This window comes from Caulobacter sp. (assembly GCF_039596335.1).
Lineage (GTDB): Bacteria > Pseudomonadota > Alphaproteobacteria > Caulobacterales > Caulobacteraceae > Caulobacter.
In genome coordinates, this window is sequence record NZ_JBCNJZ010000004.1 from 320,009 (window position 1) to 344,383 (window position 24,375).

The 24,375-nt window shown below is 67.3% G+C and carries 28 protein-coding genes and 1 pseudogene; 18 read left to right on the top strand and 11 right to left on the bottom strand.

The window, feature by feature from the left end:
* The first annotated feature begins 4 nt into the window (after positions 1 to 4).
* Positions 5 to 493 (top strand): DNA-deoxyinosine glycosylase, encoded by a 489-nt coding sequence (locus ABDW31_RS10520; protein WP_343698672.1) that lies wholly within the window; start codon positions 5 to 7, stop codon positions 491 to 493.
* A 66-nt stretch (positions 494 to 559) separates the two neighbouring features.
* Here ABDW31_RS10520 and ABDW31_RS10525 read toward each other — a convergent pair whose 3' ends face one another.
* On the bottom strand, positions 560 to 877 hold the full coding sequence (locus tag ABDW31_RS10525) for a DUF1476 domain-containing protein (RefSeq protein ID WP_184721337.1): 318 nt from the start codon (positions 875 to 877) through the stop codon (positions 560 to 562).
* 282 nt (positions 878 to 1,159) lie between these two features.
* Between ABDW31_RS10525 and purC the strand changes: the two genes are divergently transcribed.
* Both purC and purS read left to right on the top strand, forming a co-directional pair.
* Positions 1,160 to 1,918 (top strand): phosphoribosylaminoimidazolesuccinocarboxamide synthase, encoded by a 759-nt coding sequence (gene purC / locus ABDW31_RS10530; RefSeq protein WP_184721339.1) that lies wholly within the window; start codon positions 1,160 to 1,162, stop codon positions 1,916 to 1,918.
* 54 nt (positions 1,919 to 1,972) lie between these two features.
* The gene (gene purS / locus ABDW31_RS10535; RefSeq protein WP_172263101.1) at positions 1,973 to 2,212 is read left to right on the top strand and encodes a phosphoribosylformylglycinamidine synthase subunit PurS; all 240 of its coding nucleotides are present in this window, start codon (positions 1,973 to 1,975) and stop codon (positions 2,210 to 2,212) included.
* A gap of 54 nt (positions 2,213 to 2,266) precedes the next feature.
* On the opposite strand, the gene ABDW31_RS10540 is transcribed toward purS, so the two are convergent.
* Positions 2,267 to 2,902 carry a helix-turn-helix domain-containing protein gene (locus ABDW31_RS10540; protein WP_343698673.1) on the bottom strand — a complete coding sequence of 212 codons (636 nt, stop codon included), beginning with the start codon at positions 2,900 to 2,902 and terminating at the stop codon, positions 2,267 to 2,269.
* Between the two features lie 81 nt (positions 2,903 to 2,983).
* Between ABDW31_RS10540 and ABDW31_RS10545 the strand changes: the two genes are divergently transcribed.
* The 5 genes from ABDW31_RS10545 to ABDW31_RS10565 all read left to right on the top strand — a co-directional run bounded on the left by ABDW31_RS10545 (position 2,984) and on the right by ABDW31_RS10565 (position 7,735).
* A complete protein-coding gene (locus ABDW31_RS10545; protein WP_343698674.1) occupies positions 2,984 to 4,258 on the top strand; it encodes a cytochrome P450 in 1,275 nt (424 codons plus the stop codon).
* Positions 4,259 to 4,265: 7 nt separating this feature from the next.
* Complete coding sequence (locus tag ABDW31_RS10550) at positions 4,266 to 4,442, top strand: rubredoxin (RefSeq protein ID WP_343698675.1); 177 nt, start codon at positions 4,266 to 4,268, stop codon at positions 4,440 to 4,442.
* 55 nt (positions 4,443 to 4,497) lie between these two features.
* Positions 4,498 to 4,983, top strand: coding sequence for a DUF3291 domain-containing protein (locus ABDW31_RS10555; RefSeq protein ID WP_343698676.1), 486 nt, complete (start codon positions 4,498 to 4,500; stop codon positions 4,981 to 4,983).
* Positions 4,984 to 5,036: 53 nt separating this feature from the next.
* Positions 5,037 to 5,699 carry a phosphoribosylformylglycinamidine synthase subunit PurQ gene (gene purQ / locus ABDW31_RS10560; RefSeq protein WP_343698677.1) on the top strand — a complete coding sequence of 221 codons (663 nt, stop codon included), beginning with the start codon at positions 5,037 to 5,039 and terminating at the stop codon, positions 5,697 to 5,699.
* A 104-nt stretch (positions 5,700 to 5,803) separates the two neighbouring features.
* Entirely contained in the window at positions 5,804 to 7,735 is a 1,932-nt protein-coding gene (locus ABDW31_RS10565) for a CocE/NonD family hydrolase (protein WP_343698678.1), read from the top strand.
* 62 nt (positions 7,736 to 7,797) lie between these two features.
* Here ABDW31_RS10565 and ABDW31_RS10570 read toward each other — a convergent pair whose 3' ends face one another.
* Positions 7,798 to 7,971, bottom strand: coding sequence for a hypothetical protein (locus ABDW31_RS10570; protein WP_184721353.1), 174 nt, complete (start codon positions 7,969 to 7,971; stop codon positions 7,798 to 7,800).
* Positions 7,972 to 8,253: 282 nt separating this feature from the next.
* Here ABDW31_RS10570 and ABDW31_RS10575 point away from each other — a divergent pair.
* From ABDW31_RS10575 to ABDW31_RS10585, 3 genes and pseudogenes are all read left to right on the top strand, one after another.
* Positions 8,254 to 8,454: pseudogene (locus ABDW31_RS10575) on the top strand (hypothetical protein); the annotation flags it as partial.
* A 125-nt stretch (positions 8,455 to 8,579) separates the two neighbouring features.
* Positions 8,580 to 10,787 (top strand): phosphoribosylformylglycinamidine synthase subunit PurL, encoded by a 2,208-nt coding sequence (purL, locus tag ABDW31_RS10580; RefSeq protein WP_343698679.1) that lies wholly within the window; start codon positions 8,580 to 8,582, stop codon positions 10,785 to 10,787.
* Positions 10,788 to 10,796: 9 nt separating this feature from the next.
* Positions 10,797 to 11,153, top strand: a complete 357-nt coding sequence (locus ABDW31_RS10585; protein WP_343698680.1) for a hypothetical protein — start codon at positions 10,797 to 10,799, stop codon at positions 11,151 to 11,153.
* Between the two features lie 64 nt (positions 11,154 to 11,217).
* On the opposite strand, the gene ABDW31_RS10590 is transcribed toward ABDW31_RS10585, so the two are convergent.
* Both ABDW31_RS10590 and ABDW31_RS10595 read right to left on the bottom strand, forming a co-directional pair.
* Positions 11,218 to 13,038 carry an ATP-binding protein gene (locus tag ABDW31_RS10590; RefSeq protein WP_343698817.1) on the bottom strand — a complete coding sequence of 607 codons (1,821 nt, stop codon included), beginning with the start codon at positions 13,036 to 13,038 and terminating at the stop codon, positions 11,218 to 11,220.
* A 131-nt stretch (positions 13,039 to 13,169) separates the two neighbouring features.
* Positions 13,170 to 14,099, bottom strand: coding sequence for a M20/M25/M40 family metallo-hydrolase (locus ABDW31_RS10595; RefSeq protein ID WP_343698681.1), 930 nt, complete (start codon positions 14,097 to 14,099; stop codon positions 13,170 to 13,172).
* A 135-nt stretch (positions 14,100 to 14,234) separates the two neighbouring features.
* Here ABDW31_RS10595 and ABDW31_RS10600 point away from each other — a divergent pair, with 135 nt between their 5' ends.
* From ABDW31_RS10600 to ABDW31_RS10615, 4 genes are all read left to right on the top strand, one after another.
* Positions 14,235 to 14,471, top strand: coding sequence for a BolA family transcriptional regulator (locus tag ABDW31_RS10600; protein WP_343698682.1), 237 nt, complete (start codon positions 14,235 to 14,237; stop codon positions 14,469 to 14,471).
* A 12-nt stretch (positions 14,472 to 14,483) separates the two neighbouring features.
* Complete coding sequence (locus ABDW31_RS10605; protein WP_343698683.1) at positions 14,484 to 15,374, top strand: hypothetical protein; 891 nt, start codon at positions 14,484 to 14,486, stop codon at positions 15,372 to 15,374.
* A 63-nt stretch (positions 15,375 to 15,437) separates the two neighbouring features.
* On the top strand, positions 15,438 to 15,779 hold the full coding sequence (gene grxD / locus ABDW31_RS10610) for a Grx4 family monothiol glutaredoxin (protein ID WP_184721363.1): 342 nt from the start codon (positions 15,438 to 15,440) through the stop codon (positions 15,777 to 15,779).
* Complete coding sequence (locus ABDW31_RS10615; RefSeq protein WP_184721364.1) at positions 15,776 to 16,192, top strand: thioesterase family protein; 417 nt, start codon at positions 15,776 to 15,778, stop codon at positions 16,190 to 16,192. Before grxD ends, ABDW31_RS10615 begins: the two co-directional genes overlap by 4 nt.
* Here the strand turns inward: ABDW31_RS10615 and ABDW31_RS10620 are convergent.
* Positions 16,176 to 16,475 carry a hypothetical protein gene (locus tag ABDW31_RS10620; RefSeq protein WP_343698684.1) on the bottom strand — a complete coding sequence of 100 codons (300 nt, stop codon included), beginning with the start codon at positions 16,473 to 16,475 and terminating at the stop codon, positions 16,176 to 16,178. The genes ABDW31_RS10615 and ABDW31_RS10620 overlap by 17 nt on opposite strands.
* A 165-nt stretch (positions 16,476 to 16,640) precedes the next feature.
* Here ABDW31_RS10620 and ABDW31_RS10625 point away from each other — a divergent pair, with 165 nt between their 5' ends.
* Positions 16,641 to 17,780 carry a serine hydrolase domain-containing protein gene (locus ABDW31_RS10625; protein WP_343698685.1) on the top strand — a complete coding sequence of 380 codons (1,140 nt, stop codon included), beginning with the start codon at positions 16,641 to 16,643 and terminating at the stop codon, positions 17,778 to 17,780.
* A 91-nt stretch (positions 17,781 to 17,871) separates the two neighbouring features.
* Here the strand turns inward: ABDW31_RS10625 and htpX are convergent, their stop codons facing one another.
* The 3 genes from htpX to rpsD form a co-directional block, all read right to left on the bottom strand.
* On the bottom strand, positions 17,872 to 18,843 hold the full coding sequence (htpX, locus tag ABDW31_RS10630; RefSeq protein WP_343698686.1) for a zinc metalloprotease HtpX: 972 nt from the start codon (positions 18,841 to 18,843) through the stop codon (positions 17,872 to 17,874).
* Positions 18,844 to 18,871: 28 nt separating this feature from the next.
* The gene (locus tag ABDW31_RS10635; RefSeq protein ID WP_343698687.1) at positions 18,872 to 19,198 is read right to left on the bottom strand and encodes a zf-TFIIB domain-containing protein; all 327 of its coding nucleotides are present in this window, start codon (positions 19,196 to 19,198) and stop codon (positions 18,872 to 18,874) included.
* A gap of 288 nt (positions 19,199 to 19,486) precedes the next feature.
* Positions 19,487 to 20,104, bottom strand: a complete 618-nt coding sequence (gene rpsD / locus ABDW31_RS10640; protein WP_184721367.1) for a 30S ribosomal protein S4 — start codon at positions 20,102 to 20,104, stop codon at positions 19,487 to 19,489.
* Positions 20,105 to 20,307: 203 nt separating this feature from the next.
* Between rpsD and ABDW31_RS10645 the strand changes: the two genes are divergently transcribed.
* On the top strand, positions 20,308 to 21,201 hold the full coding sequence (locus ABDW31_RS10645; RefSeq protein ID WP_343698688.1) for a LysR family transcriptional regulator: 894 nt from the start codon (positions 20,308 to 20,310) through the stop codon (positions 21,199 to 21,201).
* Positions 21,202 to 21,252: 51 nt separating this feature from the next.
* Positions 21,253 to 22,365, top strand: a complete 1,113-nt coding sequence (locus ABDW31_RS10650; protein WP_343698689.1) for a TDT family transporter — start codon at positions 21,253 to 21,255, stop codon at positions 22,363 to 22,365.
* Here ABDW31_RS10650 and fghA read toward each other — a convergent pair.
* Positions 22,362 to 23,210 carry an S-formylglutathione hydrolase gene (gene fghA, locus ABDW31_RS10655; protein WP_343698690.1) on the bottom strand — a complete coding sequence of 283 codons (849 nt, stop codon included), beginning with the start codon at positions 23,208 to 23,210 and terminating at the stop codon, positions 22,362 to 22,364. The two genes, ABDW31_RS10650 and fghA, sit on opposite strands and share 4 nt — an antisense overlap.
* A gap of 2 nt (positions 23,211 to 23,212) precedes the next feature.
* Positions 23,213 to 24,322 (bottom strand): S-(hydroxymethyl)glutathione dehydrogenase/class III alcohol dehydrogenase, encoded by a 1,110-nt coding sequence (locus tag ABDW31_RS10660; protein ID WP_343698691.1) that lies wholly within the window; start codon positions 24,320 to 24,322, stop codon positions 23,213 to 23,215.
* Between the last annotated feature and the right edge of the window lie 53 nt (positions 24,323 to 24,375).

Genomic DNA, 24,375 nt, shown 5'->3' on the forward strand with positions numbered 1-24,375 from the left:
CGCCTTGCGCAAGGCAGGCTTCCCGGCGGTCGTCGATGCGGACACCCGCGTCCTGATCCTGGGCAGCCTGCCGGGCGAGGCCTCGCTGGCGCTCGCACAGTACTACGGCAATCCGAGAAACGCCTTTTGGCGGCTGATGGAGGGCGTGATCGACGCGCCCCTGGTCCCGCTGACCTATGACGAACGCCTGGCGACCCTGAAGGCCTGCCACGTCGGCCTGTGGGACGTCATCGCCGAGGCCGAGCGCCCCGGCAGCCTGGACGCGGCCATCCGCGATCCCGCCGCCAACGATCTCCTGGCCTTGATCGACACCCTGCCCGCCTTGCGCCTCGTGGCGTTCAACGGCGGCACGGCGGCCAAGCTGGGCGGCCGGCGGATCGGCGACCGCATCGCCACCCTGGCCCTGCCCTCCTCCAGCCCCGCCCACGCTGCGCGCACCTTCGCGCAGAAGGCGGAGGCCTGGAGCGCCCTGCGCGATTCCCTTCGCAGCTGACGTCCAGTCAAACAAAAAGGCCGCCCCCGAGGGAGCGGCCTTGTTCGTTTCGGCTTGTGGCGAAGCTTATTCGCCGGCCTTGAGCTGCTCGCGGGCCTGAGCCAGCAGTTCGGCCATCTTCATGCGGACTTCGCTGTCCGACACCGCCACGCCCGAGCCCTTCAGGTCTTCCGAGACCTTGCGGAACACGTCTTCGTCGCCCGGCTGTTCGAAGTCGGACTTCACCACGGCGCGCGCGTATTCCTCGACCGTCGCCAGGCCCATCAGGCCAGCGGCCCATTCGCCCAGCAGGCGGTTGCGGCGCGCGGTCGCCTTGAACTCCAGTTCGTTGTCCAGCGCGAACTTGCGTTCGAAAGCCTGTTCGCGGTCGTCGAAGGTGGTCATGAAGGCCCCAAAGTCGTCTGAGGCGGCTGCATATCCTTTGCCGGTCTCCACCGCAATCGGCCCTGAAGCCGCAGGCGACGTTTCGGTGGCGCGATAGACCAAAAAGACCCACCCAGGTTTGCGCCATAACGCCCCTTCAGGTAGGTTCCATCGGACATTTTCAGTGAGCGGCCTTGAGTCGAACGCCGCGCGCAGCTATCCGCCGCGCGCGCTTTTCGTTTCTCCGGAGATTTTCCGGGCCTTGGCCGCACGCGCGCTTCCAGAAGGGCCTCGTCGAGAGCCATGACCACCCGCCGCAAGAAAGTCTACGAAGGCAAGGCCAAGATCCTGTACGAGGGCCCCGAGCCCGGTACGCTGATCCAGTACTTCAAGGACGACGCGACGGCCTTCAACGCACAGAAGAAGGCGGTTCTGGAAGGCAAGGGCGTCATCAACAACCGCATCAGCGAGTACATCATGACTCGCCTGAACGGGATCGGCGTCCAGAACCACTTCATCCGCCGCCTGAACCTGCGCGAGCAGCTGATCAAGGAAGTCGAGATCGTCCCGCTCGAGGTCGTGGTGCGCAACATCGCCGCCGGCTCGATCGCCACGCGCCTGGGCCTGACAGAAGGTCAGCCCCTGCCCCGCTCGATCATCGAGTTCTACTACAAGGACGACAAGCTCGGTGACCCGATGGTCTCCGAGGAGCACATCACCGCGTTCAACTGGGCCGCGACCCAGGAGATCGACGACATGATGGCCATGGCCCTGCGGGTGAACGACTATCTGTCGGGCCTGTTCAGCGGCGTCGGCATCACGCTGGTGGACTTCAAGATCGAGTTCGGCCGCGTCTATGAGGGCGACTTCTCGCGGATCATCCTGGCCGACGAGATCAGCCCCGACAGCTGCCGCCTGTGGGACAGCGTCACCAACGAGAAGCTGGACAAGGACCGCTTCCGGCGCGACCTGGGCAATGTCATCGAAAGCTATACCGAGGTGGCCCGCCGCCTGGGGATCATGAAGGAAATGCCGACCGTCATCCAAGGCGGCGTGCACTAAGCCTTCGGTTCACGATCACCGCGACCGGCCGTGTCGCGAGGGGAGAGTCTGTCAGTGAAAGCCACCGTCCACGTGTTCCTGAAGCCCGGCGTTCTCGACGTCCAGGGCAAGGCCGTCGAAAACGCCCTGCACGGCCTGGGCTGGCCGTCGGTCAAGGACGCCCGCGTGGGCCGCGTCATCGAGTTCGACCTCGACGGCACGGACGCTGAAGCCGCCAAGGCCGAGGTCAAGTCGATGTGTGAGAAGCTGCTGGCCAACACGGTCATCGAAAGCTACCGCATCGAGGTGGCGTAAGCCCCCCTCCAAGACCAAGCTGATGAAAGCCCCCAAGCCACGCTTGGGGGTTTTTCATTTAGGGGATGCCCCAAAGCTGGCCCGCAGGGTCGTCAGGCTGGTCTCGCGGATCGGCTCCAGGTCCATGCCGGGATCGATCAACAGCTGGGTCGACAGGCCCAGGAGCAGCGAGCCGACCATCAACGCGGCCGCATCGGCGTTCAGGCCCGCCCGCACCACGCCCTCGGCCTGGCCGCGCAGCACCAGGGCCTCCAGCCGCAGTTCGACGGTCTTGTGCGCCTGGGCGAACGGGCCGCGCAATTCCGAGACCTCGGCCACCGCCCCGGCCATCAGCACGAAATAGGCCCGCATCTCCTGGTCTTGCGAGAGGTTGCGCAGGAAGACGTCGACGAAGGCCAGGATCGCCTCCAGCCCGTCCAGTTCGTCCAGCGGCCGCGCGTCCAGCAGGCCCTCGATCCTCACCTGCAGGCGGGCGATCAGCGCCTCGATCAGCCCCTGCTTGGAGCCGAACCGCTGGGTCGCCAGGCCGCGGCTGTAGCCGGCCCGCGCCCCGATCGCCTCGAAGGTCGCCGCCGCCGTCCCCTGCTCTGCGATCAGTTCTGCGGCCGCCCGCAGCAGTTCGCTCTCGGACTGCTGGCGCCGATCGGACTGGGTGCGGCGCGCGGGCGAGGCCTTAAGGGCGGACGTCATCTTGCAGAACCTAGTTATTTGTTGAACAACAAGCAAATAAGAGAAGCGACCCCAATGTCGCTCTGTCAGGGAGCCCAGGACATGCCGATTCCGGCCGAGATCGCGCGCGATATCGTCGACCCCGCCGCCTATGCCGACGGCGACCGCGTCGACCGGGCCTTCACCTGGCTGCGTCGCGAGGCGCCGCTGGACGTGGCCCAGCCCGAGGGCTTCGATCCGTTCTGGGTCGTCACCCGCCATGCCGACATCCTGGAGGTCGAGCGCCAGAACGAGCTCTTCCACAACGGCGACCGCGCCACCGTCCTGACCACCATCGAGGCCGACCAGAAGGTGCGCGAGATGATGGGCGGCTCGCCGCACCTGGTCCGCTCGCTGGTGCAGATGGACAACCCCGACCACTTCGCCTACCGCCGGGTGACCCAGCCGTCCCTGATGCCGCAGAACCTGCGGGCGCTGGAGGCGCGCATCCGCGAGATCGCCCGCGGCTTCATCGACCGCATGGCCCAGCACGGCGACCGCTGCGACTTCGCCCGCGACGTGGCGTTCCTCTATCCGCTGCACGTGATCATGGAGGTGCTGGGCGTGCCCGAGGCCGACGAGCCGCGGATGCTGAAGCTGACCCAGGAGCTGTTCGGCAACGCCGACCCCGACCTGAACCGCACCGGCAAGTCGATCACCGACGTCAAGGAAGGCGTCGACAGCATCCAGTCCGTGGTCATGGACTTCATGCTGTACTTCAACGCCATCACCGAGGACCGCCGCGCGGCGCCGCGCGAGGACCTGGCCAGCATCATCGCCAACGGCAAGATCAACGGCGAGCCGATGGGTCACCTGGAGGCGATGAGCTACTACATCATCGCCGCCACGGCCGGCCACGACACCACCTCCTCGACCACCGCCGGCGCGCTGTGGGCCCTGGCCGAGAACCCCGAGCAGTTCGCCAAGGTGAAGGCCGATCCGTCGCTGATCCCCGGGCTGATCGAGGAATCGATCCGCTGGGTCACACCGGTGAAGCACTTCATGCGCACCGCCACCGCCGACACCGAACTGGCCGGCCGCAAGATCGCCAAGGGCGACTGGCTGTTCCTGTCCTATCCGTCAGGCAACCGCGACGAGGCGGTGTTCGACGATCCGTTCGCGTTCAAGGTCGACCGCACGCCCAACAAGCACGTGGCCTTCGGCTACGGCGCCCACGTCTGCCTGGGCCAGCACCTGGCGCGGATGGAGATGCGGGTGCTGTGGGAGGAGTTGCTGGCGCGGCTGGACAGCGTCGAGCTGGACGGCTCGCCCACACGGATGACCGCCAATTTCGTCTGCGGCCCCAAGTCGGTGCCGATCCGTTTCAAGATGCACTGAGGCGGCGATGAGCGCGCCCTACAAGGTCTGGCAGTGCCGCACCTGCGGCTATCTCTACGATGAGGCCGAGGGCGACCCCGGCGAAGGCCTGGCGCCCGGCACGCGCTGGGCCGACATCCCCGCCAGCTGGATCTGCCCGCTGTGCGGCACGCCGAAGTCGGATTTCGACATGGTCGAACTCTGAACCCCTTCCGCTACGGACTTCGCCACACAATGTTCTCCGGACGTAGGAGAGCGCTATGAGTCCGCCGTTTCACCTGGCCCAGGTCAATGTCGGCCGCCTGAAGGCGCCGATCGACCATCCGTCGATCCAGGACTTCACCGACAACCTGGACCGCATCAACGCCGTGGCCGAAGCCTCGCCAGGCTTCGTCTGGCGGCTGACGGGCGGCGGCAACAACGCCACGGACCTGGCGATCGGGACCGATCCGCTGTTCATCCCCAACATGTCGGTCTGGACCGACAATCCGTCGCTGGGGGCCTTCGTCTATCGCAGCGACCACGTCGGCATCATGCGCCGCCGCCGCGAGTGGTTCGAGCACATGGACCTCTACATGGCGCTATGGTGGGTCCCAGGCGGCCACGAACCCACCGTCGAGGAGGCGCTGGAGAAGCTGGCCCTCCTGAAGTCCCACGGCCCGACGCCGGCGGCCTTTACCTTCAGGACCCCCTTCCCCGCCCCGACCGGCGAGCCGGTCGCGCCCGAGCTGGATGAGTGTGCGTAATAACCTTCAGACGTGACTGACATTCGCTTCGAACGGTGCTACAGGCCCGCGCCATGAAAGCCGCCGTCGTTGTCTTCCCCGGTTCCAACTGCGATCGTGATTGCAAGGTCGCCATCGAGCGCTCCGCGGGCGCCCGCGTCGAGATGGTCTGGCACCAGGAAACGGCCCTGCCCGATGACCTGGACCTGATCGTCCTGCCCGGCGGCTTCTCGTACGGCGACTACCTGCGCTGCGGCGCCATGGCCGCCCAGAGCCCGGTGATGAAGGAAGTCGTCTCGGCCGCCGAAAAGGGCGTCGCCGTCGTCGGCATCTGCAACGGCTTCCAGGTCCTGACCGAAGTGGGCCTGCTGCCTGGCGCCCTGCTGCGCAACGCCGGCCTGAAGTATGTATGCAAGCCGGTCGAGCTGGACATCGTCAACGGCCAGACCCGCTTCACCGCCGGCTATGGCGAGCAGCGCGACGCGGTCATGACCGTGGGCAACGGCGAAGGCAACTACTTCGCCGACGAACAGACGCTGGACCGTCTGGAGGGCGAAGGCCAGGTGGTGTTCCGCTACAAGGAAAACCCCAATGGCTCGGCCCGCGCCATCGCCGGCATCGTCAACGCCGGCGGCAACGTCCTGGGCCTGATGCCCCACCCCGACCGCGCCTTCGACGCCGATCTCGGCTCGGAAGACGGCGCGGTGCTGTTCCGCAGCATCTTCGAGAGCGCCTGACGCCTTTCCGTCTGCCGTTGACCGCGAACCGGAACTTTAGCGTTACACTGTAGCACTCACTGAAAACGGCTTCTAAGATGCCCGCCATTGCAGGAGGGCCACCCATGAGTCTCGTTTCTACGCTGCGCGCCGGATTGCTGGCCGCTGCGGCAACGGTCGTTTTCGCCGGCGTTGCGCACGCCCAAGCCGCGGCCCCGATCACGGCCATGACGCCGGACATCGACGGCCAGTACGTCGCGACCAAGGTCAATCACGACTACGAAAAGCGCGTGGTCATGGTGCCCATGCGCGACGGGACCAAGCTCTACACCGTCATCGTGACGCCCAAGGGCGGCAAGAACCTGCCGATCCTGCTGACCCGCACGCCCTACAACGCCGCCAAGCGCGCGGCCCGCGCCGACAGTCCCAAGATGCTGGGCATTCTGCCCCAGGGCGACGAGGTGTTCGTCGAGGACAAGGGCTACATCCGCGTCTTCCAGGACATCCGCGGCAAGTACGGCTCGGAAGGCGAATACGTGATGACCCGGCCGCTGAAGGGGCCATTGAATTCGTCCGAGGTCGACCACTCGACCGACGCCTACGACACCATCGACTGGCTGGTGAAGAACGTGCCCGAGACCAACGGCAAGGTCGGCATGTTGGGCAGCTCGTACGAGGGCTTCACCGTAGTGATGGCCCTGGTCAATCCGCATCCGGCGCTGAAGGCCGCCGCCCCAATGAGCCCGATGATTGACGGCTGGATGGGCGACGACTGGTTCCAGTACGGCGCTTTCCGCCAGAAGATGTTCGACTACTACGCCGCTCAGACATCGGTCCGGGGCTCTGGCGAAGGCGTGCAGCGTCAGGGTTATGACGACTATGCCGGCTTCCTGCGCGAAGGCTCGGCTGGCGACTACGCCAGGAACCACGGCCTGGACAAGCTGCCCTGGGTCCAGAAGATGTTCGCCCACCCGGCCTATGACAGCTTCTGGAGCGAGCAGGCGCTGGACAAGACCATGGAGAAGACGCCGCTCAAGGTGCCGACCATGTGGATCCAGGGCCTGTGGGACCAGGAGGACATTTGGGGCGCGGTGCACTCGTATCCGGCGCTGGAATCCAAGGACACGAACAACGACATGAACTACCTGGTGCTGGGCCCGTGGCGGCACAGCCAGGTGAACTATGACGGCTATAACCTAGGTCCGTTCAAGTGGGACGGCGATACGGCCCTGCAGTTCCGCCGCGACACGCTGAAGCCCTTCTTCGACCAGCACCTGAAGGACGGCGCGCCCAAGGCCGACACCCCGCCGGTGCTGATCTACGACGCCGGCCAGAACAAGTGGAATCGCTACGCCAACTGGCCGCAGGGCAAGACCCAGAACCTCTATCTGGAAGCCAAGGGCGGCCTGGACTTCACCTCGCCGGCCGCGGCCAAGGGGGCCGCTGCCTATGACGAATACGTCTCTGATCCGGCCAAGCCCGTGCCCTATATCCCGCGCCCGCTGCAGTTCTCCGATCGCACGCGCTGGATCGAGTGGCTGGTCAGCGACCAGCGCGGCGTCGATAGCCGTCCCGACGTCCTGACCTATGTCACCGAGCCGCTGACGGCGCCGCTGAAGATCGCCGGCGTGCCCAAGGTCAACCTGACCGCCTCGACCAGCGGCAGCGACAGCGACTGGGTGGTCAAGCTGATCGACGTCTACCCCGACGAAGTCACCAGCCAGCCCGAACTGGGCGGCTACCAGCTGCCGGTCGGCATGACCATCTTCCGCGGCCGCTATCGCGAAAGCTTCAGCACGCCCAAGGCCCTGACGCCCAACAAGCCGCTGAAGTACCAGTTCATCCTGCCAACCGCGAACCACACCTTCCAGCCGGGCCACCGGATCATGGTCCAGGTACAGTCCAGCTGGTTCCCGCTCTACGACCGCAACCCGCAGACCTTCGTGCCGAACATCTTCTTCGCCAAGCCCGAGGACTATGTGAAGGCGACGCAGCGGGTGTTCCACGCGGGGGATACGGCCAGCTTCATCGAGCTGCCGGTGGTGGACGGGAAGTAGGCATAAAGAAAGGGCCGGCGGGTCAGCGCCGGCCCTTCCCTCTACGGAGAGGTGTCGTCAGGTCAGCGGTCGCCGCGCCTGACGTTTTCATCCTGCTGGTTGGCCTGCCCGCCCGGGTTGCGGCCCTGCTCTTCCCGCTCGTTCGGCCTGGGCTGCCCTTGCTGTTGCTGCTGGTCGGGCGCTCGCCGTTGCTGGTCGTTCTGCTGTTGCTGTGGATTACGGTTGTTGTCAGCCATCGGGCTTCTCCTTGGTTCACAGCGCTCTCATCAAGCACGCCTATAGAACGACCTCGGACTCGCGCCGTTCCTACGGCGGAGTCGCCTTAATTCCCGCCAAGCTTCGGAATTTGCAGGATTTTCCAGCGACGCTTCGCCTGTCGCTAGAGAACCATGGTTAAGGGGCGCCGCCGCGGGCGAGCGTTGTGGAACAGCCAAGCTCGATCGACCATTGTTCGCTCAAGGGAACGAACCAGAAGGCGTCGGTGGAGCCTTCGCGAGACACGCAGAGCTAAGACCAACATGGCCGACCCCGAAGTTCGGTTTCCAGACACCTATGTCAGCGGCGTACCCGTCTGGGCCAGACGCCGCAAGCGCTCGGGCGTGAACCCGCTGCTCAACACCCTGATCGTGCTGCTGGCCCTGTTCGGCGGCGTCGTGGCCGGCGTTTCGCTGCGCATGGGCTCGGTCGAGAAGGGCGGCGCGGTGATCGACCAGTGGATCGAGATGGGCCGCGCCAAGTGGAACGAGGCCGCCGGCGCGCCGACGGCGCCGCCCGGGCCATAGGCGACCTTAAACCCTCTCAGGCCAGTAGCGGAATCTGGACGACCAAGGTAGAAGGCGCGCCCATGAGCACGCCCCAAAAGCCCATGGCCGAATTGGCCGCCGAGTTCGGCCTGAAACCCGCCGAATATGACGTCGTCCTGCAGCGGCTGGGCCGCGAGCCCAACCTCGTGGAGCTGGGCGTGTTCTCGGTGATGTGGTCCGAGCACTGCTCGTACAAGTCCTCGAAGAACCAGCTGAAGAAGTTCCCGATCGACGGGCCGCGCGTCATCTGCGGTCCGGGCGAGAACGCCGGCGTCATCGACATCGGCGACGGCGACGCGATCATCTTCAAGATGGAGAGCCACAACCACCCGTCCTACATCGAGCCCTATCAGGGCGCGGCGACGGGCGTGGGCGGCATCATGCGCGACGTCTTCACGATGGGCGCGCGGCCGATCGCTCTCCTGAACGCCCTGCGCTTCGGCGATCCCGAGCACCCCAAGACCAAGCGCCTGGTGGACGGCGTGGTCGCCGGCATCGCCGGCTACGGCAACTGCGTGGGCGTGCCCACGGTCGCCGGCGAGACCAATTTCCACAAGGGCTACAACGGCAACATCCTGGTCAACGCCATGTGCGTGGGCCTGGCCAAGGCCGATAGCATCTTCTACTCGGCCGCCCCCGGCCCGGGCCTGGCGGTCGTCTATTTCGGCTCCAAGACCGGCCGCGACGGCATCCACGGCGCGACGATGTCCTCGACCGAGTTCACCGAGGACTCCGAGGAGAAGCGCCCCACCGTGCAGGTCGGCGACCCCTTCGCCGAAAAGCTGCTGATCGAGGCCACGCTGGAGCTGATGGCCACCGGCGCGGTCGCCGCCATCCAGGACATGGGGGCTGCGGGCCTGACCTCGTCGTCGGTCGAGATGGCCGGCAAAGGCGGCGTCGGCATCGAGCTGAACATGGACGCGGTCCCGCAGCGCGAGACCGGCATGTCGGCCTATGAGATGATGCTGTCGGAAAGCCAGGAGCGCATGCTGGCGGTCCTCAAGCCAGGCCGCGAACAGGACGGCCACGCCATCTTTGAGAAATGGGGCCTGGACGCCGCCGTCATCGGCTACACTACTGACACTGGCCGCCTGGTGCTGAAGCATCACGGCGAGACCGTCTGCGACGTGCCGCTGGCCCCGCTGTTCGACGACGCCCCGCTGTATGACCGTCCGTGGGTCCAACCCAAGCTGGACGCGCGCCTCGACCCGGCCGCCATCCCCGCCCCGATCGACTGGAACGAAGCCGTCCTGAAGATCGTCGGCTGCCCCGACATGGCCTCCAAGCGCTGGCTGTGGGAGCAGTACGACCGCCACGTGATGGCCGACACCCTTGAAGACAGCGCCACCGGCTGCGACGCCGGCATCGTGCGCATCCACGGCACTGGCAAGGCCATCGCGGTCACCAGCGACTGCACCCCGCGTTACGTCCAGGCAGATCCCTATGAGGGCGGCAAGCAGGCTGTCGCGGAAGCCTGGCGCAACCTGACGGCCGCCGGCGCCCTGCCGATCGCCATCACCGACAACCTGAACTTCGGCAGCCCCGAAAAGCCCGAGACCATGGGCCAGATCGTGCGCGCCACCGACGGCATGGCCGAGGCCTGTCGCGTGCTGGACTTCCCGGTCGTGAGCGGCAATGTCAGCCTCTACAACGAGACAAACGGCGTCGCCATTCCGCCGACCCCGACTGTCGGCGCCGTGGGCCTGCTGGAAGACTTCGACCTGCGCACGGGCTTTGGCAACGTGGCCGAGGGCGACACGCTGGTGCTGATCGGCGAGACCCATGGCGAACTGGGCGCCTCGATCTATCTGCGCGAGATCCTGGGTCGCGAAGACGGCGCCCCGCCGCCGGTCGACCTGGCCCTGGAGCGCAAGAACGGCGACTTCGTGCGCGGCCTGATCGCCTCGGGCCTGGTCGCGGGCGTCCACGACCTGTCGGACGGCGGCCTGCTGGTCGCCGCGGCCGACATCGCCCTGGCCAGCAAGGTCGGCGTCACCCTGAACGCCACCAGCGCCGCCCACGCTCACCCCTACCTGCTGGGCGAAGACCAGGCCCGCTACCTGATCGCCACGCCGGATCCCGACGCGGTGCTGGAAGCGGCCAAGGCCGCCGGCGTCCACGCCAACCTGGCCGGCGTCGCGGGCGGGGACAATTTTGCGTCGCAAGATCTGTTTAGCGTCGACCTGGAAACCCTGCGCACGGCCCACGAGGCCTGGCTGCCGGGCTACATGAACGCCCCCAAGGCCTAAAGGACGACCATGCGCCTCGCTTTCCTGGCTACCGCCGCCGCCCTGATCCTGTCCGCCTGCGCGCCCACGGGCGCGCCGGAGGCGGGCAATCCCCCGTCGGCGGCAGCCCAGGCCAGCGCCTGCGCGGCCAAGGGCGGGTCGATGCAGCCGGTCGGTCGCGCCCAGATCCCGACCTGCGTCATCCCCTATGCCGACGCCGGCAAGGCCTGCACCGACAAGAGCCAGTGCGAAGGCGCCTGCATCGCTGAGGGCAATGCGGAAAGCCAGAGCGCGACCTCGGGCAAGTGCCAGAAGACGAACCGCCAGTTCGGCTGCTTCGCCCGCATCGAGAACGGCAAGTCGACCGGCACGCTCTGCGTCGACTGACCCTAGTCTCCTCCCCCGCGATGCGGGGGAGGTGGCCCAGAGGGCCGGAGGGGGCGAGCTCGGCCTAGGCCGCGTGCGTCCGTCCCGACCACCGCGCCACCGTCTCCAGCAGCTTGGTCGGGCTGATCGGCTTGCCCAGATGGTCGTCCATACCGGCGGCCAGGCAGTTGGCGATCTGCTCGGGCAGGACGTTGGCGGTCATGGCCACGATCGGCGTCGAGGCGCCGCGGGCGCCTTCCATGGCGCGGATCTCGCGGGTGGCGGTCAGACCGTCCATCACCGGCATCTGCACGTCCATCAGCACCAGATCGTAGTGGCCTTGGCGCATGGCCTCGACGCCGGCGACGCCGTCGTTGGCGGTCTCCAGCTCGACGCCGAACGGCTCCAGCATGGTGCGGATCAGCTCGCGATTGACGGCGTTGTCCTCGACCAGCAGCAGGCGCACGCCGGCGTCGGCGTCTAGCCCCTCGACCGCATGTGTCTCTTCCGGCGGGTGCAGTTCGGCCAGCGGACCGCGCACCTCGAACCAGAAGGTCGAGCCCCGCCCCTTGGCGCTGTCGACGCCGATTTTGCCGTCCATGCGCTCGATGATCCGGCGCGAGATGGCCAGACCCAGGCCCGTGCCCCCGAAGCGTCGCGAGACGGCCGCGTCGGCCTGCGAGAAGCGGTCGAAGATGTTGTCGCGGTGCTCGGGCGCGATGCCGATGCCGGTGTCGACCACCTCGCCGCGCAGCACCGCCGTGTCGCCGTCGACGGTCTGGCTCAAGGCCACCGTGATCGAGCCGTGGGCGGTGAACTTCACGGCGTTGGACAGGAAGTTCAGCAGCACCTGCGACAGGCGCGGCCCGTCCAGGTTCATGGGCTTGAGGCTCTTGGGCGCCTTGACCCGCACGGCCAGGCCCTTGGCCACCGCCCGCTCCTCAACCAGGGCGGCGCAGGACGAGGCCATGGCCGACGGATCGAACGGGGCCGGATCCAGCTCCAGCCCGCCCGCCTCTAGGCGCGAGAAGTCCAGCACGTCGTTGACGACGCTGAGCAGGGTGTGGCTGGCGTCCAGAATATGGCCCACCTGGCGGTCGGCGGTCTTGGACAGGTCGCGCGAGCGGCGCAGCACCTCGGCAAAGCCGATGATCGCCGTCAGCGGCGTACGCAGCTCGTGGGTCATGTTGGCCAGGAAGTCGGACTTGGCGGCCGAAGCGCCCTCGGCCAGCTCCAGCGCCTTGACCAGCTTCAGCTCCAGCTGCTTGCGCTCGGTGATGTCGCGCGACGCCACGATCAGGATGTTGGAGCCGTCGCCCAGGCGCGAATAGGTGCTCTCGATCCAGATCGAGGCGCCGTCCTTGCGGAAGCTCTCATAGGTGGCCACCGCCGGCGGGCCGCCCGGCTGGAGCGTCCGGATCAGCGCGGCCACCCGGTCGAAATCGGCCTCGCTGACGATCGCCGTCGGCGGCAGGGCCATGAATTCTTCCACCGTGAAGCCGGTGATGCGCTCGATGCTGGGCGAGCTGTAGAGGCGCTCGCCCGTGGGCGACCACAGGGCCACGTGGTCGGTCAGGTTGTCGGCCAATAGCCGGTACAGGCGCTTGGTCTCGCCGAGCCGTTCGAGCGCCGCCTCGGCCTCGGCCTGGCGGGCGTCCTTGTCCGCGACGCTGGCCGAGAGCTGGTCGCGCATGCGCTCCAGGCTCAGGGTCTGACCCACGACCCACAGCGCCAGCGGCACCGCGATGATCGTCGAGATCAGCATCGTCATGTACGGGGTGAAGTTCGCCGGCGCGCGCAGGATCAGCACGTTGACGGTGAAGTCCATCGCCACGGCCGCCGCCACGATGAGCACCACGGCCGGCGCGGCCCTGGGAAGCCGGTCTCGCAGTCGGGCGGAAATGATCTCGAACTCCTCGCGTGGGCCGAGTCACGTTGCCTGGCCACGCTTAAGGAGTGATAACCGTACCGCGACGACTAGGCGACATTTCGTCGCGGTATGAATTGTAACAAAACCACGGGTTTAGGCCGTGAAGCTTATCGCCCCGTCGCTGTACCCAAATCGCGTTCCAGGGCCAGGCTGGCCTGCACCACGGTGGCGACCGAGCGCTTGAAGAAGTCCTGCGGCACGCTGGCGAAGTCGTCGGTCGGCTTGTGGTACTCCGGATGGTCCTCGACCCCGAAATAGACCCACGGCACGCCCTTCTCGCCGAAGGCGTAGTGGTCGGACTGGTTGCTCCAGTTGTTCTCCTTGCCGTCGGCGTCGGTGTCGTGCCCCAGCTTCAGGGTGACCTTCGCGGTCGTGGCGACCTTGACCAGGATCGGCTTCAGGCCGGGGAACGGCGCGGTCCCGGCGACATAGAGCTCGTTCTTGGCGTTCTTGCTGAGCATGTCGAAATTGACGTTCAGCGCGATGGTCTCCAGCGGCACGGGCGGGTTGGCCACGAAGGCGCGGGCGCCGCGCAGGCCGCCCTCCTCGGCGTCGACGACGGCGAAGATCACGTCGTGCTTGGGGGCCTTCTCCTTGAACGCCTCGGCCACGGCCAGCAGGCCGGCCACGCCGGAGGCGTTGTCGTCGGCGCCATTGTAGATCTGGCCGTCACGGACGCCCAGGTGGTCGTAGTGGGCCGAGACGACCATGGCCTTGCCGCCGGCGTCCGTCCCCTTGATCCGGGCGATCAGGTTGATCCCCTTTACGGCGGTCCCGTCACGCTTGGCGAAGCTGAACGGCTGCTCGAACGTCTCGCCGATCGGCGACAGACCAATCTGCGCGAACCGCGACAGGATGTAGGCCCGCGCCTTTTCCGAACCCGGCGTACCCGGCGCGCGGCCCTGCATGTCGTCGGCCGACAGGATGCGCACGTCGTCCAGAGCCTTGTCGCCCGGGTCGGCGAAAGCGGGCGCGGCCGCGGCGAGCAGCAGGGCGAAGGCGGGTGCGGCCAGCAGATGGCGAGAAATAAAGGTCATGCCGTCTACATGCCGTGCGCTGGGCGGCGAATTCAATTAAATCTGCGACATCGCGCCGCGAAGTCCTGAGACAACCCTTCCAGTGTTCTTAAGGAATAACGGCGACATAGACTGTCCAAGGATCGGAGCCTCCCTGTGCCCATGTCCCACGCCGAGCTCGAGGCTCGCCTCGCCTCGGCCTTCCCGAACTCCGAAATCGTGCTGACCGACCTGGCCGGCGACAACGATCACTGGAAAGCCCGCATCGTCTCGCCCGCCTTCAAGGGCCTGCCCCGCGTGCGTCAGCACCAGCTGGTCAACAAGGCCCTGGCCGACGTCCTGGGCGGTACGCTGCACGCCCTGGCCCTCGAAACCGCCGCCCCGGCGGAATAGGAACCCAAGCCCTTGCGCTATCGGCCCTTCGGCAAATCGAGCATGGCGGTCTCGGCGCTCACCCTGCGCCTGGCCGACAGCGCGCGCCTGCGGGCCAACGACTGGCGCGCGCTGGTCTTCACGGCGCTGGAGAACGGCATCAACAGCTTCCAGGTCGAGGGCGACTCGCCGGAGCTGCTGAAGGGCGCGGGCGAAGCCTTCGCCTCGGTCGAGCGCCACCTGCTGTTCCTGACCTGGCGGGTGCGCGGCGACGTCGCCGTCCTGGGCCAGCAGGCGGTCGACAGCCTGCTGGGCTCGGCCTTCGACGGCCTGGGCCTGGAGTATCTGGATCTCGTCCTGATCAACGACCCGCTGGCCCCGCAGTTGCCGCCGGCCTTCGAGGCCAGCCTGCGCTCGCTGCACCAGGCGCGGGCCCTGCGCGGCCTGGGCATCGCCAGCCGCGGGGACATCGATCCGCGCCTTCTGAAGAACGGCCTGGTCACGGCGGTGTCCTCGCCGTTCAACCTGTCGTCGGGATGGGCCGAGCGTAACCGGATCCGCTCCGCCGCTCAGCGCGACTTCGCCGTCATCGGCGAGGACTTCTGGCCCCAGGCCCTGCGCGAGGGCGGCGAGAAGGCCCCGCCCAAGCCGTCCCTGTGGCGACGCCGCACTGACCCGCTGGCCGATGTTGGCGGCTACGAGTTCCTGCACAACACCGCGGGCTGGAACGGCGAGGAGATCTGCCTGGGCTACGCCCTGACCGAGCCGTCGCTGGCCACCCTGCGCATCACCGCCGACAACCGCGCCGACGTCGAGCGTCTGGCCGCCGTGGTCGAGCGGGACATGCCCACCAATGTCTGCGCCCAGATCGAGATGGCCCGCTTCTCGGCCCAGGAACGCGAAAAGGCTGCGAGCCGTAATTGACGGCCGCACTTGACCGGACGTCACACGGCGCCTAGCTGACAGGACTCTTCTAGGACTTTGCCCATGACCGACGTCACCTCGACCCCCGCCACCGACTTCATCGCCAAGACCATCGCCGAGCATCCGGTCGTGGTGTTCATGAAGGGCGTGCCGGATCAGCCGCGCTGCGGCTTCTCGTCGGTCGTCGTGCAGATCCTCGACCATCTGGGCGTCGAGTTCGTCGGCGTCGACGTGCTGCAGGACGACGACCTGCGCCAGGGCATCAAGGCCTTCACCGACTGGCCGACCATCCCGCAGCTGTACGTCAAGGGCGAGTTCCTGGGCGGTAGCGACATCGTGCGCGAGATGTTCCAGTCGGGCGAACTGAAGACCCTCTTCACCGAGCAGGGCCTCATCGCTGCGTGATCCTTTTCACGCCGCCTAGCGACGCCTATTCCCTGACTTTCGAGCCCAAGGCGTCAGAGATCGACGCCAACGGCCACGTCAACAACGTGGTCTACCTGGCCTGGGCCCAGGACCTGGCGATCGCCCACTGGGAAGCCTGGGCGACCGATGAGCAGCGCGCGCCCTGGAGCTGGGTCGCGCGCCGCCACGAGATCGACTATCGCCGCGAACTGCTGCCGCACGAGGTCGCCACGGGCTACACCTGGGTCGGCGAGCTGAAGGGCCCGCGCTTCGAGCGCTATGTCCGCATCGACGGTCCCGACGGCGAGATGTGCGCCCAGAGCCGCACCGACTGGGTGCTGATCGACATCGCCGCCAAACGACCGGCGCGGGTTCTGCCCTGGATGGTCGAGCGCTTTACGCCGAAGGGCTGAGCGGATTGGCGATGACGACCGGCTCGCCCGGCGTCAGGCCCAACTCGTCATAACCGAACTTCAGCGTCCCCTGGCCCACCGGCCCCTTGCAGGTCTCCAGCCGCCGCCGGGCGAAGGCCACCACTGCGTGGTCGGCCTTGCGATCGACGCGGAACACGAAGTCGGCCTTGGCCGCGCAGCCCCTGGAGCGCACGCCGATGGTCAGGGAGTCCGCGCCGGTCTCGACGATGACCAGCGGCTCCAGTTCGGCCCAGGTCTCCTCCGGCGAGGCCGGAAGCAGCATGGGCCGCGCCGTCGTCGCGCAGCCGGCTAGGGCCGCGGCCGAGCCGGCGAGCACAAAACCTCTGCGCGAGAAAACGACGTTCATCGACCTCTGTACGAACCGCCCGAACTAGGCTGAAGATCGCCCACTGCTCGCGACATGGCCAGCCTGTAGGGGGAAGTTCCTGTGCGCCTTTGCTCCATTTTCCTGGCCGCATCACTGGCCAGCGCCGTCGCCTTCCCCGCTTCCGCCGCCGACCACCGCAAGCTGGACGCCGAGCTTGACCGACTGATGGCCGTGGGCAAGATCCCCGGCGTCGCCATGGCGGTGGTCGAGGACGGCAAGGTCGCGCATGTCGTGGCCAAGGGCTCGCGCAACGCCAAGGGCGATCCGCTGACGCCCGACACGATCATGTACGCCGCCTCGCTGACCAAGACGGCGTTCGCCTACTACCTGATGATGCTGGTCGACGAGGGGAAGATCGCCCTGGACACGCCGATCGCGGATTATCTGCCAAAGCCCCTGCCCGACTATCCGCAATATGCCGACCTGGCGGGCGACCCACGCTGGACGGCGATCACCCCGCGCATCCTGATGACCCATTCGGCGGGCTTTCCCAACTTCCGCTGGCTGAATCCCGACGAGAAGCTGGACATCAAGTTCGATCCCGGGACCCGCTACGCCTATGCCGGCGAGGGCATCAACCTGATGCAGTTCGTGCTGGAACAGGGCCTGGGCCTGAAGGTCGGCGAGGACATGAACCGCCGGCTGTTCCAGCCCCTGGGCATGACCCGCTCCAGCATGGTGTGGCGGGACGACTTCGCCGGCGACCTGGCCGATGGCCAGAAGGACGACGGGACCTGGGAAGCGCACGACGACCGCTCCAGCGTAAAGGCGGCCGGCTCGCTGGACACCACCATCACTGACATGGGCAAGCTGGCGGCGGCCATCGCCTCGGGCTGGGGCCTGTCGCCCAAGGCCCGCGCCGAGCTCGCCAAGGCCAGCCTGCCGATCACCGCTAAGCAGCAGTTCCCGACCTTTGGCGTCGAAGACAACCCGGACAACGCCCGGATCAAGCTGGCAGCCGGGATCGGCGTGGTCACCTTCGATGGTCCTGCCGGCCACGCCCTCTTCAAGGGCGGCCACAACGGCATCACCGACAACATCCTGGTCTGCGTCGAGACAGGCCGTCGCTGCGTGGTGGTGCTGTCCAACAACGGCTTGGCCCAGCGGATCTTCCCGCCGTTGGTGCAGGCCGCCTTGGGCGAGATCGGCATGCCGTGGGCCTGGGAGTACAGCCGCCTGCTGCCGGTCGAGGCCCCGTAAAGAAAAACGGCGCCAGGTCTGTCAAAGACCCGACGCCGCCAGGACCCTCGCGTTGGGGTTGGGGGGACGCGCGAGGGACGCGAAGAGTTACCTAGCCCCACGGTCCCGGGCTGCTGGCTCCGCCGCGGGGGGACGACGGCGGAACACTGGGGACGCCCAGGGACTTTAGGGTTGGCGCGGGACGGCGGGCCTGTTGGCCCACGCCCAGACGCATCAGGGCCTCTACGCGGTTATGAGTGGCCGGGTGGGTCGAGAACAGGTTGTCCGCGCCCTTTCCCGAAAGGGGGTTGATGATGAACATGTGGGCCGTGGCCGGATTGCGCTCGGCGGCGTGGTTCTCGTAGCCGCTGCGGGCGTAGACCTCGATCTTCTCCAGCGCGCGGGCGAGCGCAGCCGGGTCGCCGCCGATCTCGGCGCCGATGCGGTCGGCCTCGTACTCGCGGGCGCGGCTGATGGCCATCTGCACCAGCATGGCCGCGATCGGCGCCAGGATGGCGATGGCGATCGCGCCGATCATCCCGCCGATGCCGCCGCCATTGCCTTCCTCGTCGCGCGAGCCGCCGAAGAAGAACGCGAAATTGGCCAGGGCCGAGATCGCGCCGGCGATGGTCGCCGTCACGGTCATCACCAGGGTGTCGCGGTTCTTCACGTGGGCCAGCTCGTGGGCCATGACGCCACGGATCTCATCGCGGGTCAGCAGGCGCAGCAGGCCGGTCGTCGCGGCCACGGCGGCATGGTCAGGGTCGCGGCCGGTGGCGAAGGCGTTGGGCTGGTCGCTGTCGATGATGGTGATGCGCGGACGCGGCAGACCGGCCTTCTGCGCCATCTCGGCGACGTCGCCGGCGTAGTGGCGGATCAGCGGCTCGGGGTGGCTCTCATCCACCTCCTGCGCGCCATAGGTCCGCAGCACGATCTTGTCGGCGTTCCAGTACGAGAAGGCGTTCATCGCCAGGGCCAGGACCAGGGCGATCGCCATGCCGGTGGGGCCGCCGATCAGGTAGCCGACGCCCGCGAACAGGGCGGTCATACCTGCCAGCAGCATGTAGGTCTTGAAGTGGTTCATCGGCCTTGTTGTCGTTTGCCTTGAGGGTTCAGTCGAAAATGTCGAAGAGGTCGAAGCGTTTCTTCTTCTGGTGACCGTACTGGCCGTGTCGGCGATAACGGTCGTCGTCATCGTCGTCGCGTTTCCTGTGGTCACCGTAGCCCCGATGTTGGTCGGCGTGGTGATCGGGCCGCGCGTAAGGGCGCGGGGCGTTGTAAGTCGCCTGGGTTTCCTCGCGCTCGAAGGCCATCAGCTTCTCAAGCTCCCCGCGATCCAGCCACACCCCGCGACAGCGCGGGCACATGTCGAACTCGACGCCGGCGCGCTGTACGGCCTGCATCGAACCATCGCAGTTGGGGCACATCAAAAGCGGCATTCACGAACCTCCGGTCCAAAGGGTTGGATCGGATGTTCTCGATGCTGGCGGCGCCTTTGGGGGGAGAGGGGGGCAGCCGGACCCATACATCGAGAACACCCGATGCGGTCCGACATCACGAGCGCTTGCATCGCTCGCCAGAGGGGCCCGGTCCCGCCCTATTAAGCTGGGAGCAGGTCCACGGGCTTTCAAGAGGCGGGGTTCCCTTAAGGGAGCCTGTGTCAAAACATGCAAAAAAGGCCCCGGATCGCTCCGGGGCCTTTTCCGTAGTCTGGTCGGATCCGACGCTTACGAAGCGTAGAATTCGATAACCAGGTTCGGCTCCATCTTCACCGGATACGGAACTTCCGACAGTTCCGGAGCGCGGACGAAGGTGGCCGACAGGCTCTTGGCGTCGACCGAGACGTACTCGGCGAAGTCGCGCTCGTTCGAGGCGACGGCTTCGAGGACCAGAGCCATGTTGCGCGACTTTTCGCGGACCTGGATCACGTCGCCGGCCTTGCAGCGGTACGACGGGATGTTCACGCGCTTGCCGTTCACGGTCACGTGGCCGTGGTTCACGAACTGGCGGGCGGCGAACACGGTCGGCACGAACTTGGCGCGGTAGACGATGGCGTCCAGACGCGACTCGAGCAGCGAGATCAGGTTCTCCGAGGTGTTGCCCTTGCGACGGGCCGCTTCCTCGTAGGTGCGCGCGAATTGCTTCTCGGTCAGGTTACCGTAGTAGCCCTTCAGCTTTTGCTTGGCGCGCAGCTGCAGGCCGAAGTCCGAAACCTTCTGCTTGCGGCGTTGGCCGTGCTGGCCGGGGCCGTACGAGCGCGAGTTGACCGGGGACTTGGGACGGCCCCACAGGTTTTCACCCATGCGACGGTCGATCTTGTACTTGGCGCTATGGCGCTTGGACATAAGTCACTCTTCTTTCGATCCGGGCCGGCTCCCCTCGAAAGAGGTGCGATCTCAACGGCGGCTTCGGGTCAATCCGTCATGCAGTCTTCGCGCCGTCCGGCAAGCCGGCGGCGTGAAGGCGCGGTTTATGGGGGAACGGGGCTGGAGAGTCAATGTGGACGGGCGGTTCGCCAGGACCGGCGACTTGGCCTAAACCTCTTCCCATGACCCTGGAGCAGCTTCGCATCTTCGTGGCCGTGGCCGAGCGGCAGCACGTGACCCAGGCCGCGCGTGAGCTGAACCTGACCCAGTCGGCGGTGTCGAGCGCGGTGGCGGCGCTGGAGGCGCGGCACGGGGTCAGCCTGCTGGACCGGGTCGGGCGCAACGTCGTGCTCAATCCGGCCGGCCAGGTGTTCCTCGCGGAAGCCAAGGCGGTGCTGGCCCGGGCCGAGGCGGCGGAAGCCGCGCTGAGCAACCTCGGCGACCTGTCGCGGGGTCGCCTGACCATCCACGCCAGCCAGACCATCGCCAGCTACTGGCTGCCCAAGCGCCTGGCCGCCTTCCGCCGCGCCTGGCCGGGGGTCGTGCTGGACGTCGCCATCGGCAATACTCGCCAGGTGGCGCAGGCCGTCGCCGAGGGCCTGGCCGAGCTGGGCTTCGTCGAGGGCGAGGTCGCCGGCCCGACGCTGGAGGTGAGCGTCGTCGACCACGACCAGCCCGCCGTGCTGGTGGCGCCTGACCATCCCTGGGCCACAGCCCGTCCGGCTCTCACGGATCTGGCCGCCACGCCGTGGGTGCTGCGCGAGCCGGGCTCGGGCACCCGCGCGGTGTTCGACTTGCTTTTGGCCCGATCAGGCCTTGAGCTGTCGGCTCTGACCCTGGCCGTCACCCTGCCCGACAACGAGCCGGTGCGCGGCGCGATCGAGGCCGGCATGGGCGCGGGCGTGCTGTCGCGCAGCGTCGCCGCCGCCAGCCTGGCCGCCGGGACCCTAGTCGAGGCGCCGTTCAACCTGCCGCCCCGGGCCTATTGGCTGGTGCGCCACAAGGACCGCTGGCGCGGCAAGGCCGGCGAAGCGTTCCTGGCCATCGCGCAATCGTTCGATAAAAACGAACATTAAAAACGAAAGAACGCGTTGGATCGAACGATCTGGCACAGGCATCACGGCGGCATGACCGCCCAGCCCTTCACGCACCTCGACAGCCCGCGCGAGATCGTCCGCCAGTTCACGCCCAACTGGTTCGCCGCCAGCATGGGCACCGGCATCGTCGCCCTGGTCCTGGCCCAGACGCCGCTGAAGCTGGCGGGGCAAGGCTTGTGGCTGGCCAATATCGGCCTGTTCGTCCTGTTCACCGGCCTCTATGCCGCGCGCTGGATCCTGTTCCCGCACGAGGCCCGGCGGATCTTCGACCATCCGGTGATGTCGATGTTCCTGGGCTGCGCGCCGATGGCCCTGGCGACCATCGTCAACGGCTTCCTGGTGTTCGGGATCGATCTCATGGGCGCGCAGGCGGTCGAGATCGCCGCCGTCCTGTGGCGGATCGACGTGGCGTTGTCGGTCGGCTGCGGCCTGCTGGTCCCATTCCTGATGTTCACCCGCCACGACCACGGCATCGACCGGATGACCGCCGTCTGGCTGCTGCCGATCGTCCCAGCCGAGGTGGCCGCGGCCAGCGGCGGCCTGCTGATCCCGCACCTGGCCGATCCGGCCATGAAGCTGGAGGTGCTGGTGTCGAGCTACGCGCTGTGGGCGCTGTCGGCGCCGCTGGCCCTGGGCGTGCTGGTGATCCTGGTGCTGCGGATGGCCCTGCACAAGCTGCCAGAGGCCGGCATGGCCGCCACCAGCTGGCTGGCCCTGGGCCCGATCGCCACCGGTGCCCTGGGCCTGCTGCTGCTGGGCGAGGCCGCGCCAGACGCCCTGGGCGGCGTGGGGCTAGGCGCCTATGGCCCCGCATTCCGGGGGGCCAGCCTGTTGGGCGCGCTGCTGCTGTGGGGCTATGGCCTGTGGTGGCTGGCCACCGCCGCCCTGGCGACGCTGCGCCAGATCCGGCTGGGCCTGCCCTTCAACCTGGGTTGGTGGGGCTACACCTTCCCGCTGGGGGCCTTCACCCTGGCGACGCTGCGGCTGGCGGGGATCCTGCCGATCCCCAGCCTGCTGACCTTCGGCCATCTGCTGACGGCGGCCCTGACCGGCGTCTGGCTGATCGTCGCCGCCCGCACCCTGCAAGGGGCCTGGAGCGGGGCGCTGTTCCACGCCCCCTGCTTGAAGGAAGCCCGCGCCTAGAGCCTAGCGGCGTGGAAGGCCACGTGGTCGCCGATGAAGGTCGAGATGAAGAAGTAGCTGTGGTCGTAGCCCGCTTGGCGGCGGACCGTGACCTTGCGGCCGGCCTTGTCGGCGGCGGCCTCGATCAGCTCCGGCTTCAGCTGGTTTTCCAGGAAGTTGTCAGCCAGACCCTGGTCGATCAGGATCTCGTCGAACTCTGAGCCCTTGCCATCCTCGATCAGGGCGCAGGCGTCATGCGCCCGCCAGGCCGCGCGATCGGCGCCCAGATAGGCGCTCATCGCCTTGTCGCCCCACGGGCAATTCAGCGGCGAGACGATCGGCGAAAACGCGCTGACCGACTTGAAGAGCTCGGGGTTGCGCAGGGCGATGGTCAGGGCGCCGTGGCCGCCCATCGAGTGGCCGAAGATCCCCCGTCGCGCCGGATCCAGCGGAAACGCGCCGTCGACGGCCTCCAGCAGATCCTTGGTCACGTACGACCACATCTGGAAGTGCGGCGCCCACGGGGCCTGCGTGGCGTCGACATAGAACCCCGCGCCCTGCCCCAGGTCGTAGGCCGGATCATCGGCGACGCCCTCGCCCCGCGGCGAGGTGTCGGGCGCGACGATGGCGATCCCGTGTTTCGCCGCATACTCGTAGACCCCCGACTTCACCGTGAAATTGTCCTCGGTGCAGGTCAGGCCCGACAGCCAGACGAGATAGGGAAACGGCCCCTCGCCGCCCTTGCTGTCTTTGGCCGGCGTCCACACCGTGAACTTCATCGGGGTGCCGGTGCTGGCGCTGTCGTGCTTGGCGTAACGCAGCGTGCCGCCATGAACGCGGTGGGTGGCGAGGGTCTCGACGGTCATGGCTAGAACGTCACCACGGTGCGGATGCTCTCGCCGGCGTGCATCAGGTCGAAAGCCTTGTTGATGTCTTCCAGCGGCAGGACGTGAGTGATCATCGGGTCGATCTGGATCTTCCCGTCCATGTACCAGTCGACGATCTTGGGCGTGTCGGTGCGACCGCGGGCGCCGCCGAAGGCCGTGCCTTTCCAGACCCGGCCGGTGACCAGCTGGAACGGACGGGTGGCGATCTCCTTGCCGGCCTCGGCCACGCCGATGATGATGCTCTCGCCCCAGCCGCGGTGGCAGGCTTCCAGCGCCGTGCGCATCACGCCGGTGTTGCCGGTGGCGTCGAAGGTGTAGTCGGCGCCGCCGTCGGTCAGGGCCACCAGATGGGCGACCAGATCGCCCTGCACGTCCTTCGGGTTCACGAAGTGGGTCATGCCGAACTTGCGGCCCCATTCCTCGCGGTCCGGGTTGATGTCGACGCCGATGATCATGTTGGCGCCGACCAGCTTGGCGCCCTGGATGACGTTCAGGCCGATGCCGCCCAGGCCGAAGACGATGACGTTCGAGCCCGGCTCGACCTTGGCGGTGTTGGTCACCGCGCCGACGCCGGTGGTCACGCCGCAACCGCAGTAGCAGGCCGACTTGAACGGGGCGTCGCGGCGGATCTTGGCGACCGCGATCTCGGGCAGGACCGTGTAGTTCGAGAAGGTCGAGCAGCCCATGTAGTGGTGGATGGTCTGGCCCTTGTAGGAGAAGCGGCTGGTGCCATCGGGCATGAGCCCCTTGCCCTGGGTGGCGCGGATGGCCGTGCAGAGGTTGGTCTTGCCGCTGAGGCAGCTTTTGCACTGGCGGCATTCGGGCGTGTAGAGCGGGATCACGTGGTCGCCGACAGCCACCGAGGTCACGCCCGCGCCGACCTCGACCACCACGCCCGCGCCTTCGTGGCCCAGGATCGAGGGGAAGAGACCTTCGCTGTCCAGGCCGTCCAGGGTGTAGGCGTCGGTGTGGCAGACGCCGGTGGCCTTGATCTCGACCAGGACCTCGCCGGCCTTGGGCCCTTCCAGATCGACCTCGACGATCTCCAGCGGCTTCTTGGCTTCGAAGGCGACGGCGGCGCGGGTCTTCATCGGGAGGGCTCCTTGCTTTGCGGCGATCTTGGTACGCCCTCGAGCCCGCGGCG